This is a genomic window from Enterobacter sp. RHBSTW-00901 (assembly GCF_014103115.1).
GTDB lineage: Bacteria > Pseudomonadota > Gammaproteobacteria > Enterobacterales > Enterobacteriaceae > Enterobacter > Enterobacter cloacae_P.
On sequence record NZ_JABXPB010000001.1, the window covers coordinates 3,326,115 to 3,339,440 of the forward strand.

Here is a 13,326-nt window from a genome sequence, read left to right on the forward strand (position 1 = left end):
ACGGGGAGCCAGGGATCCTGCGTTCCCCGCTGATCATTTTTGAGGGGTTTACGCTTGTTTGACCGTTATGATGCCGGTGAGCAGGCGGTGCTGGTACACATCTATTTTTCGCAAGACAAAGATATGGAAGACCTCCAGGAGTTTGAATCTCTGGTCTCTTCCGCCGGTGTCGAAGCAATGCAGGTGATTACCGGTAGCCGTAAAGCGCCGCACCCAAAGTATTTTGTTGGTGAAGGTAAAGCAGTTGAAATTGCGGATGCCGTAAAAGCAACCGGTGCGTCAGTCGTGTTGTTTGATCATGCGCTGTCTCCGGCTCAGGAGCGTAACCTTGAAGCGCTTTGCGAATGCCGTGTCATCGATCGCACAGGATTGATTTTAGATATTTTTGCTCAGCGCGCGCGTACCCACGAAGGGAAGCTACAGGTTGAGCTGGCGCAGTTGCGCCATCTGGCAACGCGGCTTGTGCGTGGCTGGACCCACCTTGAAAGACAAAAGGGCGGGATTGGTTTGCGCGGTCCGGGTGAAACCCAGCTCGAAACCGACCGCCGTTTGCTGCGTGGCCGTATTACCCAGATCCTTTCGCGTCTGGAAAGAGTCGAAAAACAGCGTGAACAAGGACGTCGGGCGCGAACTAAAGCCGACATCCCGACGGTGTCGCTGGTGGGGTATACCAACGCCGGTAAATCCACCCTGTTTAACCAGATTACTGAGGCCCAGGTGTATGCCGCAGACCAATTGTTTGCGACCCTGGATCCTACGTTGCGTCGTATTGACGTTGCCGATGTCGGTGAAACCGTTCTGGCGGATACCGTAGGGTTTATCCGTCATTTGCCGCATGACCTGGTGGCGGCGTTCAAAGCCACCCTGCAGGAGACGCGACAGGCGACCCTGCTGCTGCACGTGATTGATGCTGCAGACGTGCGCGTGCAGGAGAACATCGACGCGGTAAACGTGGTGCTCGAAGAGATCGACGCTCACGAAATTCCAACGCTGTTGGTGATGAATAAGATCGATATACTGGACGATTTTGAACCGCGTATCGATAGAGATGAAGAGAACAAACCGATTCGGGTCTGGCTTTCTGCCCAGACCGGTATTGGCGTGCCACTGCTTTTCCAGGCTTTGACAGAACGTCTTTCCGGTGAGGTAGCTCAGCACACGCTGCGATTGCCGCCACAGGAAGGCAGGCTGCGCAGCCGGTTTTATCAGCTTCAGGCGATAGAAAAAGAGTGGATGGAGGATGACGGCAGCGTGGGGATGCAGGTGCGTATGCCGATCGTTGACTGGCGTCGCCTCTGTAAACAAGAACCTGCACTGGTCGACTATATCGTCTGATCGGAAAGGGGATGCCTGAATAATTCGCCCTTGCATAACAAATATGGAGCATATACATGGCGTGGAATCAGCCCGGTAATAACGGACAAGACCGCGACCCGTGGGGAAGCAGCAATAATCAAGGCGGCAACTCTGGGGGAAATGGCAACAAAGGTGGTCGCGAGCAGGGGCCGCCGGATCTGGATGATATCTTCCGCAAGCTCAGCAAAAAGCTGGGTGGTCTTGGCGGAGGTAAAGGTTCTGGCTCGGGTGGAAATTCCACTCAGGGGCCGCGCCCGCAAATGGGTGGCCGCGTGGTGGGTATTGTTGCCGCTGCCGTGGTGATCATCTGGGCTGCCACCGGGTTCTACACCATTAAAGAAGCAGAACGCGGTGTGGTCACCCGTTTCGGTAAGTTCAGCCATCTGGTTGAACCGGGTCTGAACTGGAAACCGACCTTTATCGACGATGTGACCGCAGTGAACGTGGAGTCTGTCCGTGAACTGGCGGCCACCGGCGTAATGCTGACCTCTGACGAAAACGTGGTGCGCGTTGAGATGAACGTACAGTACCGCGTGACCGATCCTGAACGTTATCTGTTTAGCGTAACCAGCGCTGATGACAGCCTGCGGCAGGCGACCGATAGCGCACTGCGTGGCGTGATTGGTAAATACACGATGGACCGTATCCTGACCGAAGGTCGTACCGTTATTCGTAGCGATACCCAGCGTGAGCTGGAAGAGACCATTCGTCCGTACAACATGGGTATTACCCTGCTGGACGTCAACTTCCAGGCAGCCCGTCCGCCGGAAGAGGTGAAAGCCGCGTTTGATGATGCGATTGCCGCTCGTGAAAACGAACAGCAGTACATCCGTGAAGCGGAAGCGTACACCAACGAAGTTCAGCCACGTGCTAACGGTCAGGCACAGCGTATTCTTGAAGAAGCGCGCGCGTACAAGACCCAGACTGTCCTGGAAGCGCAGGGTGAAGTGGCTCGTTTCGCGAAGATCCTGCCGGAATATAAAGCCGCGCCGGAAATTACCCGCGAGCGTCTCTATATCGAGACGATGGAAAAAGTGCTGAGCCATACGCGTAAAGTGCTGGTTAACGACAACAAAGGTGGAAACCTGATGGTTCTGCCGTTGGATCAGATGCTGAAAGGCGGTTCTGCTCCGGCAGCGAAGGCTGACACCAGCGGTGCCAACAACCTGCTGCGTCTGCCACCTGCATCATCCAGCAGCTCAAGCGCAACAACCACGCCTTCTTCGAACGATGGTGACATTATGGACCAACGCCGTGCTAACGCGCAGCGTAACGACTACCAGCGTCAGGGGGAATAAGGATGCGTAAGTCAGTTATTGCGATCATCATCATCGTACTGGTCGTACTTTATACCTCTATCTTTGTCGTGAAAGAGGGTGAGCGTGGGATTACCCTGCGTTTTGGTAAAGTTCTGCGCGACAGCGAGAACAAACCGCTGGTCTATGCGCCAGGCCTGCACTTTAAAATCCCACTGATTGAATCAGTGAAAACGCTCGACGCTCGTATCCAGACGATGGATAACCAGGCTGACCGTTTCGTGACCAAAGAGAAGAAAGACCTGATCGTTGATTCCTACATCAAATGGCGTATCAGTGATTTCAGCCGCTACTACCTGGCAACGGGCGGTGGTGACGTTTCTCAGGCGGAAGTGCTGCTGAAACGTAAGTTCTCTGACCGTCTGCGTTCTGAGATTGGTCGTCTGGATGTGAAAGACATCGTGACCGACTCCCGTGGTCGTCTGACCCTGGAAGTGCGCGATGCGCTGAACTCCGGTTCTGCGGGTACAGAAGACGAAGTCTCTACCCCGGCAGCAGATGATGCGATTGCCAAAGCGGCTGAGCGTGTTCAGGCTGAAACCAACGGCAAAGTGCCGGTGATTAACCCGAACAGTATGGCGGCACTGGGTATCGAAGTGGTCGATGTGCGTATCAAGCAGATCAACCTGCCAACGGAAGTGTCTGAGGCGATTTACAACCGTATGCGCGCTGAGCGTGAAGCGGTTGCCCGTCGTCACCGTTCACAGGGCCAGGAAGAGGCTGAGAAGCTGCGTGCTGCGGCGGATTACGAAGTGACCAAGACGCTGGCTGAATCTGAGCGTCAGGGCCGTATTCTGCGCGGTGAAGGTGATGCCGAAGCGGCGAAGCTGTTTGCCGATGCATTCAGCCAGGATCCGGACTTCTATGCCTTTATCCGTAGCCTGCGTGCATACGAGAATAGCTTCCAGAGCAACCAGGATGTGATGGTGCTCAGCCCGGACAGCGATTTCTTCCGTTATATGAAGACGCCAGCTAACGCAACGCGATAAACTCAGGCTCGTTTGAGTATTCAAACCACCGCTCTCTACGGAGCGGTGGTTTTCTTTTATAAGGAACCAAAATGAATTCAACGATCTGGCTGGCACTGGCGCTCGTTTTAGTCCTTGAAGGGCTGGGGCCGATGCTTTATCCACGCGCCTGGCGTCGTATGATCGCCACCATGAGCCAACTTCCGGATAATATTTTGCGTCGATTTGGCGGTGGTCTTGTGGTTGCAGGTATCGTTGTCTACTACATGTTGAGTAAAACGATTAGCTGATCAAAAAGTGGTCGGGTTTGGCATGTTTTAAGGTCAAAAAGTGCTGTATATCTGAAAAAGCGGTGGTAGAATCCATTTTTAAGCAAACGGTGATTTTGAAAAAAATGGGTAACAACGTCGTCGTACTGGGCACCCAATGGGGTGACGAAGGTAAAGGGAAGATTGTTGATCTTCTGACTGAACGGGCTAAATATGTTGTACGCTATCAGGGCGGTCACAACGCAGGCCATACTCTCGTAATCAACGGTGAAAAAACCGTCCTCCATCTTATTCCATCAGGCATTCTTCGTGAAAACGTCACCAGCATCATCGGTAACGGCGTTGTGCTGTCTCCTGCTGCGCTGATGAAAGAGATGAAAGGCCTGGAAGACCGTGGTATCCCGGTTCGCGAGCGTCTGCTGCTCTCCGAAGCCTGCCCACTGATCCTTGATTATCACGTTGCACTCGACGTCGCGCGTGAAAAAGCACGTGGCGCGAAAGCGATCGGTACCACCGGTCGTGGCATCGGCCCGGCTTACGAAGACAAAGTTGCACGTCGCGGTCTGCGTGTGGGCGACCTGTTTGATAAAGCGACCTTCGCTGAAAAACTGAAAGAAGTGATGGAATATCACAACTTCCAGTTGGTGAACTTCTACAAAGCGGACGCTGTTGACTACCAGAAAGTGCTGGATGACGTCATGGCGATTGCTGACATCCTGACCGGTATGGTTGTTGATGTTTCCGATCTGCTGGACCAGGCGCGCAAGCGTGGCGATTTCGTCATGTTTGAAGGTGCGCAGGGTACGCTGCTGGACATCGACCACGGTACCTATCCGTACGTAACCTCCTCTAACACCACCGCTGGTGGCGTGGCGACTGGCTCTGGCCTGGGCCCACGTTATGTGGACTACGTTCTGGGTATCATCAAAGCTTACTCCACTCGCGTGGGTGCAGGTCCATTCCCGACCGAGCTGTTTGATGAAACCGGCGAGTTCCTGTGTAAGCAGGGTAACGAGTTTGGCGCGACCACCGGTCGTCGTCGTCGTACCGGCTGGCTGGATGCGGTTGCAGTGCGTCGCGCAGTGCAGATCAACTCCCTGTCTGGCTTCTGCCTGACCAAGCTGGACGTGCTGGACGGCCTGAAAGAAGTAAAAATCTGCGTAGGCTACCGTATGCCAGATGGCCGCGAAGTGACCACCACTCCGCTGGCTGCTGACGACTGGGAAGGCATTGAGCCAATTTACGAAACGATGCCAGGCTGGTCTGAAACGACCTTTGGTGTGAAAGAGCGTAGCGGCCTGCCGCAGGCGGCGCTGGATTACATCAAGCGTATTGAAGAACTGACTGAAGTGCCGATCGATATTATTTCTACCGGCCCGGATCGTACTGAAACGATGATCCTGCGCGACCCGTTCGACGCATAATCTTCGTTACTGCTGGCCTGCGGGGAAACCTGCAGGCCGGTTAAGCGTCGCGCCATCCGGCGAACGCTCTCTGATACCCGCTTTTTCGCCCCGTCTGTCAAATAAATTAGCCGCTAACTATCTGGCTGGTTTATCATCATTAATGAATATCTCTGCGGTTTGACCGCGTTTTCCCTTTTTTCCTGAGGTTGATGTGCAGTTAACAAGTTTCACCGATTACGGCTTACGTGCGCTGATTTACATGGCGTCGTTACCCGATGGGAAAATGACCAGTATCTCTGAGGTGACAGAGGTCTACGGTGTGTCCCGTAATCATATGGTCAAAATAATCAATCAACTTAGTCGCGCCGGATATGTGGCTGCCGTCCGCGGGAAGAATGGGGGGATCCGTCTCGGTAAACCGGCGCAGAGTATTCGCGTTGGCGATGTGGTTCGAGAACTGGAGCCGCTGTCTCTGGTGAATTGCAGCAGCGAGTTCTGCCACATTACCCCCGCTTGCCGCCTGAAACAGGCGCTTTCTAAGGCTGTGCAAAGTTTTCTCAAGGAACTGGATAACTACACGCTGGCCGATTTGGTTGAAGAGAATCAACCGCTTTATAAATTATTGCTGGTGGAATGAAGAAAATTTCCACCGGAGCTGACAACGGAGGAACCGACATGTCACACGATCCTTTCCAGGAACGCGAAGCCGAAAAATACGCGAATCCTATTCCCAGCCGTGAGTTCATCATTGAACACTTAACAAAACGCGAAAAACCCGCCAATCGTGAAGAACTTGCCGTTGAATTAAACATTGAAGGTGAAGAGCAAACTGAAGCCCTTCGCCGTCGCCTGCGTGCGATGGAGCGCGACGGGCAACTGGTCTTTACCCGCCGTCAGTGCTACGCGCTGCCAGAACGTCTCGACCTGCTGAAAGGTATGGTCATTGGTCACCGTGATGGCTATGGCTTCCTGCGCGTGGAAGGCCGTAAAGACGATCTGTACCTCTCATCCGAACAGATGAAGATGTGTATGCATGGCGATCAAATCCTGGCGCAGCCGCTGGGTGCCGATCGTAAAGGTCGTCGTGAAGCGCGCGTGGTACGCGTGCTGGTGCCGAAAACCAGCCAGATTGTAGGCCGCTACTTTACCGATGCGGGTGTGGGCTTTGTGGTACCGGACGACAGCCGTCTGAGTTTCGATATCCTGATCCCACCTGAAGAGGTGATGGGCGCACGTATGGGCTTTGTGGTGGTGGTTGAACTCACCCAGCGTCCAACCCGTCGTACCAAAGCGGTGGGTAAAATCGTCGAAGTGCTGGGCGACAACATGGGTACTGGCATGGCCGTCGATATGGCGCTGCGTACGCATGAGATCCCATACATCTGGCCAAAAGCGGTTGAAGAGCAGATCGTTGGCCTGAAGGAAGAAGTACCAGAAGAGTCCAAAGCGGGCCGTGTGGATCTGCGCGACCTGCCGCTGGTGACGATTGATGGTGAAGACGCCCGCGACTTCGATGATGCCGTTTACTGTGAGAAAAAACGCGGTGGCGGCTGGCGTCTGTGGGTTGCTATCGCCGATGTAAGCTATTATGTCCGCCCGCACACCCCGCTGGATAATGAAGCGCGCAGCCGCGGTACGTCGGTTTACTTCCCGTCTCAGGTGGTGCCGATGCTGCCGGAAGTGCTCTCCAACGGCCTGTGCTCCCTGAACCCGCAGGTTGACCGTCTGTGTATGGTCTGCGAGATGACCGTCTCTACCAAAGGTCGTTTAACCGGTTACAAGTTCTACGAAGCGGTGATGAGCTCTCACGCACGTCTGACCTATACCAAAGTCTGGCATATGCTGCAGGGCGACCAGGATCTGCGTGAACAATATGCGCCGCTGGTTAAACACATTGAAGAGTTGCATAACCTCTATAAAACGCTGGATCAGGCGCGCGAAGAGCGCGGTGGGATCTCGTTTGAAAGTGAAGAGGCGAAATTTATCTTCAACGCTGAACGTCGCATTGAACGTATCGAGCAGACCCAGCGTAACGATGCGCATAAGCTGATTGAAGAGTGTATGATCCTGGCGAACATCTCGGCGGCACGTTTCGTTGAGAAAGCCAAAGAGCCTGCGTTGTTCCGTATTCACGACAAACCGTCGACGGAAGCCATCACTGCATTCCGCTCTGTTCTGGCAGAACTCGGTCTGGAGTTGCCTGGCGGTAACAAGCCGGAGCCGCGTGATTATGCCGAGTTACTGGAGTCCATTGGCGATCGTCCTGACGCAGAAATGCTACAGACGATGCTGTTGCGCTCCATGAAGCAGGCGATTTACGATCCAGAGAACCGTGGTCACTTCGGCCTGGCGCTGCAGTCTTATGCACACTTTACCTCGCCAATCCGCCGTTATCCTGACCTTTCCCTGCACCGTGGGATTAAATATCTGCTGGCGCAGGAACAGGGCCACAAAGGGAACAGCACTGAAACTGGCGGCTACCATTGTTCGATGGAAGAGATGCTACAGCTGGGTCAACACTGTTCTATGACCGAACGCCGTGCTGATGAAGCAACGCGCGAAGTCTCTGACTGGCTGAAATGTGACTTTATGCTGGATCACGTTGGTAGCGTCTTTAAAGGCGTGATTGCCAGCGTGGCCGGATTTGGTTTCTTCGTCCGTCTGGACGAGCTGTTTATCGATGGTCTGGTGCATGTATCGACTCTGGATAACGACTACTACCGTTTCGACCAGGTCGGGCAGCGCCTGATTGGCGAATCCGGTGGCCAGACCTATCGTCTTGGCGATCGTGTTGAAGTGAAGGTTGAAGCCGTCAATATGGACGAGCGAAAAATCGACTTCAGCCTGATCTCCAGCGAACGTGGCCCGCGTAACGTGGGTAAAACGGCGCGTGAAAAGGCGAAAAAAGGTGGCAATGCGGGCGGTAAACGTCGTCAGGCCGGTAAGAAGGTGAACTTCGAGCCAGACAGCGCCTTCCGTGGCGAGAAGAAACAGAAGCCGAAGGCTGCGAAGAAAGAGGCCCGAAAAGCGAAAAAGCCATCGTCTAAAACGCAGAAAATTGCCGCTGCCACCAAAGCAAAGCGCGCAGCAAAGAAAAATCAGGCGGAGTAAATTCTCCCCTCACCCTGACCCTCTCCTCAAAGGGGAGAGGGGAAATGCACATTATGAGAACCATCAATGAGTGAAATGATTTACGGCATCCACGCGGTGCAGGCCCTGCTGGAGCGCGCACCGGAGCGTTTTCAGGAAGTCTTTATTCTGAAAGGGCGTGAAGATAAACGTCTGATGCCGCTGATCCACGCGCTGGAAGCGCAGGGCGTGGTGATCCAGCTGGCGAACCGCCAGTTCCTGGATGAGAAAAGTGAAGGTGCGGTTCACCAGGGGATCATTGCCCGCGTGAAGCCGGGTCGTCAGTATCAGGAGAACGATCTGCCGGATCTGATCGCCACGCTGGATAACCCGTTCTTCCTGATCCTGGATGGCGTGACCGATCCACACAACCTCGGCGCGTGTCTGCGTAGCGCCGATGCGGCGGGCGTACACGCCGTGATCGTGCCGAAAGATCGCTCCGCTCAGTTGAACGCAACGGCGAAGAAAGTCGCCTGTGGCGCGGCGGAAAACGTTCCGCTGATCCGTGTAACCAACCTGGCGCGTACCATGCGTCTGCTGCAGGAAGAGAATATCTGGATCGTCGGGACTGCCGGTGAGGCGGATCATACGTTGTACCAGAGCAAAATGACCGGCCGTCTGGCGCTGGTGATGGGTGCAGAAGGCGAAGGTATGCGTCGCCTGACCCGTGAACACTGCGATGAGCTGATCAGTATTCCAATGGCTGGCAGCGTCTCATCCCTGAACGTGTCTGTCGCAACGGGCATCTGCCTGTTTGAAGCGGTGCGTCAGCGCGGGTAAACAGAAAGGCCGTCCTGATGACGGCCTTTAGTGTTTTCGCCCTCTCCCATCGGGAGAGGGCATCAGACGGTGGTCAACTCACTCTTCCAGCGATCGCAAATGATCATCTTTCCTCAGCGTCATCAGCGCCACCATACTCACCACCGCCGTTGCCATGACGTAGTAAGCCGGAATATCCAGGTTGCCCGTCTCTTTGATCAGCCCGGTAATAATCAACCCGGCACAGCCAGAGAAGAGGGCGTTCGACAGGGAGTAAGCCAACCCAAGCCCGGTATAGCGTACCCGCGTCGGGAACATCTCCGACAGCATCGCAGGCCCTGGCCCTGCCAGCATTCCCACCAGGCCACCCGCAACCAACACCACGAGCGCTTTCACCGCCAGCGTGCTGGACTCTGCCTGCAGAATTTTCAGCAGCGGCAGGGCGAGGATCAGCAGTAATGCAGTGGCGATAATCATCACCGTACGGCGTCCGATCCTGTCACTCAGGATCCCCGATGGCATAATGGTGAGTGCAAAACCGATGTTAGAAATTACTGCAATCAACAGCGCCTGGTTGAATCCGGTATGTAATGCAGATTGCAGGTAAGTGGGCATAATCACCAGATAGGTATAACCCGCGGCAGACCAGACCATCACGCGTCCAATCCCCATCACGATGGCTTTGAGCGTGGCGGCAGTATCGGCCTGAGCGATGGCCGGTTTTTCCTGCTGGTGGACAAAGCTTGGTGTCTCTTCCATGCTCACTCGTAACCACAGGGCAACAACCCCCATCGGGATTGCCAGGAAGAACGGAATGCGCCAGCCCCAGTCGTGCAGAGCGTCGGGTGTGAGCAGCGTGGAAAGGAGCGCGACCACGCCAGCCCCCGCGAGCAGTCCCAGCGCGACGGTGAAGGACTGCCATGCTCCGTAGAGCCCTCGCTTGCCGCGTGGTGCGAACTCTGTCATCAGCGAAACGGCTCCCCCGTATTCACCCCCAGCAAACAACCCCTGTAGTATACGAAGCAATGTGATAATCAGCGGTGCAGCAATACCGATGCTGGCGTAGACCGGCACCATGCCGATGGCGGCAGTGGCCAGCGTCATCAACACCAGCACAATAATCAGGGTAGGTTTTCGGCCAATACGGTCGCCAATACGGCCAAATACCACCGCGCCCAGCGGGCGAAAGAAGAAAGCGATGGCAAACGAAGCGTAGGTGAGGATCAGGCTGGTCAGCCCCGATTCCCCTTCGAGCTGGAAGAAGTTTTTCGCAATGACGGTCGCCAGAAAACCGTAAACCGCGAACTCATACCATTCGATGAAGTTACCAATGGAGCCAGCAATTAACGCGCGCTTGTGCGCATCCGGCGCACGGTGGGAAGGTTGCATAACGTGCCTCGCAGAATAAAGTAAGAATAAATTATTCAACAAAACGGAATGTATGAAATAGTTTATTCTTGTGTTCTGTGAGCTATTTCACGAATGATATCAGCGGGATCGCCAGCGTGTGACTCCACTCCCATGCAGTGTGAGCGTGGTCTGTCCATACTTACCTTCATTGCCACTGAAGGAGGGACACAGCATGCACTGGCAGACGCATACCGTTTTTAATCAACCCGTACCGCTTTCGAACAGCAACCTTTTTCTCTCTGATTGCGCACTGCGCGATGCGGTGATACGTGAGGGTGCTGGCTGGGATGTTGAGCTTCTCGCCAGCATCGGGCAACAGTTAGGGACGGCTGAGTCACTGGAGCTGGGCAGGCTGGCAAACGTCAACCCGCCGGAGCTGCTACGTTATGACGCCACCGGGGAGAGGCTGGACGACGTTCGTTTTCACCCGGCGTGGCATTTGCTGATGCAAGGTCTCTGTGCCAACCGGGTACACAACCTGGCGTGGGAAGAGGAGGCGCGGAAGGGATCATTTGTCGCCCGGGCTGCGCGTTTTATGCTCCACGCCCAGGTGGAAGCAGGCACGCTTTGCCCCATCACCATGACCTTTGCCGCCACACCGCTGTTGCAACAGTCGCTGACTGGCGATTTTCGTCACTGGCTCACGCCATTACTGAGCGATCGTTACGATCCACATTTTTCTCCCGGTGGGCAGAAGCGTGGCCTGTTGATTGGTATGGGGATGACGGAAAAGCAGGGCGGCTCGGATGTGCTCAGCAATACCACCAAAGCGGAAAAGTGCAGTGACGGCAGCTATCGGCTGGTGGGGCATAAATGGTTTTTCTCCGTGCCGCAAAGTGATGCACACCTGGTGCTGGCGCAGGCGAAAGGTGGGTTGTCCTGCTTTTTTGTCCCGCGCTTTTTACCTGACGGGCAACGTAACGCCGTACGCCTGGAGCGTCTGAAAGATAAGCTGGGTAACCGCTCTAACGCCAGTAGTGAAGTGGAGTTTCTTGATGCCTCCGGATGGTTGTTAGGGGAGGAGGGGGAAGGGGTTCGGCAGATCCTCAAAATGGGGGGACTCACGCGGTTCGACTGTGCGCTGGGTAGCCACGGATTGATGCGCCGGGCACTATCCGTGGCGCTGTACCATGCCCATCAGCGGCAGACATTTGGTAAGAACCTTATCGAGCAGCCATTAATGCGCGATGTACTGAGCCGTATGGCGCTGGTGCTGGAGGGGCAAACGGCACTGTTATTCCGCCTTGCCCGCGCGTGGGATAAGCGCGCCGATGCACAAGAGGCGGCCTGGGCGCGGCTTTTCACCCCGGCGGCGAAATACAGCGTGTGCAAAGCGGGGATCCCCTTTGTGGCAGAAGCGATGGAGGTGTTGGGGGGGATCGGCTATTGCGAAGAGAGTGAGCTTCCCCGTTTGTACCGGGAGATGCCGGTTAACAGTATCTGGGAAGGCTCAGGCAATATCATGTGTCTGGATGTTCTGCGCGTGCTGGCGAAGCAACCGGGCATTCTTGAGCTGCTCACTGACGATTTTGCCCAGGTAAAAGGACAGGACAGACACTTCGATCGCTGCTGGCGGCAGCTTCAGCAAAAACTGCGTAAACCACAGGAGGCACAGGGCAGAGAGATCGCTCAGCAGATCTTTTTACTGGGAGCCGGGAGCCAGATGCTGCGGTACGCATCACCACCAGTGGCGCAGGCGTGGTGCCGTATGATGCTGGACAACCGTGGCGGTTCGCTTATGAGTGAACAGGTGCAAAATGACCTGTTGTTACGCGCCACGGGCAGAGTCGGCTAGCGTCAACCTGGCTCACGTGTTGTTGATGATTTTCTTGATTTACAAATACGAAAAGCCACTCAAAAAGTGGCTTTTATCTGGAGGAATTAAACATAGAGGATGGCTTGTACCCGCCAATGGTCGACATGGTTGTCTTCCTGCATCTGGATGATGCGATACCAGGAAGCGCCCTGTTCATCAGCTTTTAATGCAACGACACGTTCAACGTCTTGCGGGCTCCCCGAAATATTATTGACGGAGATGAGGCCAATTTCATTCAGGCCAGTCACGCAATCAGCACTGGCGAATTCAGCTGATTGTGCGGTTGTGCTCACAAGGCCAGCTGAGAGCAACAAAGAGGTCAAAGCAAGAGTTCGTTTCATCGTCAGCTCCATTTCACATGTCTCCGGTATCCGCCGGGCACTCCTTTGCAAATAAACTCACTTCCATTGTTGCGGGCATGGAGTTTATTGTGGACAGGAAAATGTCTATGGACGCAAAGCAGTGTAAATGTCGTTCAAATTATGACCTTCACTTACGGTACAAAATTGCCTGTGAGTACCACTGTCCCGTAATGATGGTTTCGTCGATCATAATGATGACGTAATAATCTGCTTTGGCGGCGACGGCTTGTGCTTCAATTGCTTCTTCCGCGTCATCCGGGGAACCGCGAACCAGCGCGGAGACGGTACCCATACGTTGTAATCCTTCCGTCTGATTACGACGAATTTCCTGCGGGTGATCGGCTACAGGGGGAGCGGGTTGTGGCGTTCCCTGCAGCGCACTACAGCCACCGAGCAGAGACACCAGCAATAAAGCAGCAAGCCTGTGCATAACCATATCTCGTTTCCTGATAGACATAGTGTAGTTGTCTGTGAATTTAGTTTTAGGGGAATGTTCCCGAAGTGTTATCTGGGGCGTAAATTTCGAATGAAAATA

At 54.6% G+C, this 13,326-nt stretch carries 12 protein-coding genes; 9 read left to right on the top strand and 3 right to left on the bottom strand.

Features of this window, described 5'->3' with window-relative positions; all coding sequences use genetic code 11:
• Positions 1-54 precede the first annotated feature (54 nt).
• The 8 genes from hflX (at position 55) to rlmB (ending at position 9,224) form a co-directional block, all read left to right on the top strand.
• Positions 55-1,335 carry a ribosome rescue GTPase HflX gene (gene hflX / locus HV318_RS16040; RefSeq protein WP_182273488.1) on the top strand — a complete coding sequence of 427 codons (1,281 nt, stop codon included), beginning with the start codon at positions 55-57 and terminating at the stop codon, positions 1,333-1,335.
• Positions 1,336-1,391: 56 nt separating this feature from the next.
• The gene (gene hflK / locus HV318_RS16045; protein ID WP_182273489.1) at positions 1,392-2,654 is read left to right on the top strand and encodes an FtsH protease activity modulator HflK; all 1,263 of its coding nucleotides are present in this window, start codon (positions 1,392-1,394) and stop codon (positions 2,652-2,654) included.
• Between the two features lie 2 nt (positions 2,655-2,656).
• Positions 2,657-3,661, top strand: a complete 1,005-nt coding sequence (gene hflC / locus HV318_RS16050; protein WP_182273490.1) for a protease modulator HflC — start codon at positions 2,657-2,659, stop codon at positions 3,659-3,661.
• Positions 3,662-3,732: 71 nt separating this feature from the next.
• A complete protein-coding gene (locus HV318_RS16055; RefSeq protein ID WP_182273491.1) occupies positions 3,733-3,930 on the top strand; it encodes a DUF2065 domain-containing protein in 198 nt (65 codons plus the stop codon).
• A gap of 104 nt (positions 3,931-4,034) precedes the next feature.
• A complete protein-coding gene (locus HV318_RS16060; protein WP_006178975.1) occupies positions 4,035-5,333 on the top strand; it encodes an adenylosuccinate synthase in 1,299 nt (432 codons plus the stop codon).
• Between the two features lie 193 nt (positions 5,334-5,526).
• Positions 5,527-5,952 (top strand): nitric oxide-sensing transcriptional repressor NsrR, encoded by a 426-nt coding sequence (nsrR, locus tag HV318_RS16065; RefSeq protein ID WP_014068620.1) that lies wholly within the window; start codon positions 5,527-5,529, stop codon positions 5,950-5,952.
• 38 nt (positions 5,953-5,990) lie between these two features.
• Positions 5,991-8,426 (top strand): ribonuclease R, encoded by a 2,436-nt coding sequence (gene rnr / locus HV318_RS16070; RefSeq protein WP_182273492.1) that lies wholly within the window; start codon positions 5,991-5,993, stop codon positions 8,424-8,426.
• A gap of 66 nt (positions 8,427-8,492) precedes the next feature.
• Positions 8,493-9,224, top strand: a complete 732-nt coding sequence (gene rlmB / locus HV318_RS16075) for a 23S rRNA (guanosine(2251)-2'-O)-methyltransferase RlmB (protein WP_182273493.1) — start codon at positions 8,493-8,495, stop codon at positions 9,222-9,224.
• Positions 9,225-9,302: 78 nt separating this feature from the next.
• Here the strand turns inward: rlmB and HV318_RS16080 are convergent, their stop codons facing one another.
• A complete protein-coding gene (locus HV318_RS16080) occupies positions 9,303-10,592 on the bottom strand; it encodes an MFS transporter (RefSeq protein WP_182273494.1) in 1,290 nt (429 codons plus the stop codon).
• Between the two features lie 193 nt (positions 10,593-10,785).
• Here HV318_RS16080 and HV318_RS16085 point away from each other — a divergent pair, with 193 nt between their 5' ends.
• Complete coding sequence (locus HV318_RS16085; protein ID WP_182273495.1) at positions 10,786-12,408, top strand: isovaleryl-CoA dehydrogenase; 1,623 nt, start codon at positions 10,786-10,788, stop codon at positions 12,406-12,408.
• Between the two features lie 86 nt (positions 12,409-12,494).
• Here the strand turns inward: HV318_RS16085 and yjfN are convergent, their stop codons facing one another.
• Both yjfN and bsmA read right to left on the bottom strand, forming a co-directional pair.
• Entirely contained in the window at positions 12,495-12,770 is a 276-nt protein-coding gene (gene yjfN, locus HV318_RS16090) for a DUF1471 family protease activator YjfN (protein ID WP_182273496.1), read from the bottom strand.
• A 148-nt stretch (positions 12,771-12,918) separates the two neighbouring features.
• On the bottom strand, positions 12,919-13,248 hold the full coding sequence (bsmA, locus tag HV318_RS16095; protein WP_182273497.1) for a biofilm peroxide resistance protein BsmA: 330 nt from the start codon (positions 13,246-13,248) through the stop codon (positions 12,919-12,921).
• Positions 13,249-13,326: the final 78 nt, after the last annotated feature.

Excerpts from the sequence above, each read along its gene's own strand:
- rlmB (WP_182273493.1), top strand. The coding sequence starts at position 8,493 with ATGAGTGAAATGATTTACGGCATCCACGCGGTGCAGGCCCTGCTGGAG.
- HV318_RS16060 (WP_006178975.1), top strand. The coding sequence starts at position 4,035 with ATGGGTAACAACGTCGTCGTACTGGGCACCCAATGGGGTGACGAAGGT.
- rnr (WP_182273492.1), top strand. The coding sequence starts at position 5,991 with ATGTCACACGATCCTTTCCAGGAACGCGAAGCCGAAAAATACGCGAAT.
- bsmA (WP_182273497.1), bottom strand. The coding sequence starts at position 13,248 with ATGTCTATCAGGAAACGAGATATGGTTATGCACAGGCTTGCTGCTTTA.
- yjfN (WP_182273496.1), bottom strand. The coding sequence starts at position 12,770 with ATGAAACGAACTCTTGCTTTGACCTCTTTGTTGCTCTCAGCTGGCCTT.
- hflC (WP_182273490.1), top strand. The coding sequence starts at position 2,657 with ATGCGTAAGTCAGTTATTGCGATCATCATCATCGTACTGGTCGTACTT.
- HV318_RS16080 (WP_182273494.1), bottom strand. The coding sequence starts at position 10,592 with ATGCAACCTTCCCACCGTGCGCCGGATGCGCACAAGCGCGCGTTAATT.
- hflK (WP_182273489.1), top strand. The coding sequence starts at position 1,392 with ATGGCGTGGAATCAGCCCGGTAATAACGGACAAGACCGCGACCCGTGG.
- HV318_RS16085 (WP_182273495.1), top strand. The coding sequence starts at position 10,786 with ATGCACTGGCAGACGCATACCGTTTTTAATCAACCCGTACCGCTTTCG.
- HV318_RS16055 (WP_182273491.1), top strand. The coding sequence starts at position 3,733 with ATGAATTCAACGATCTGGCTGGCACTGGCGCTCGTTTTAGTCCTTGAA.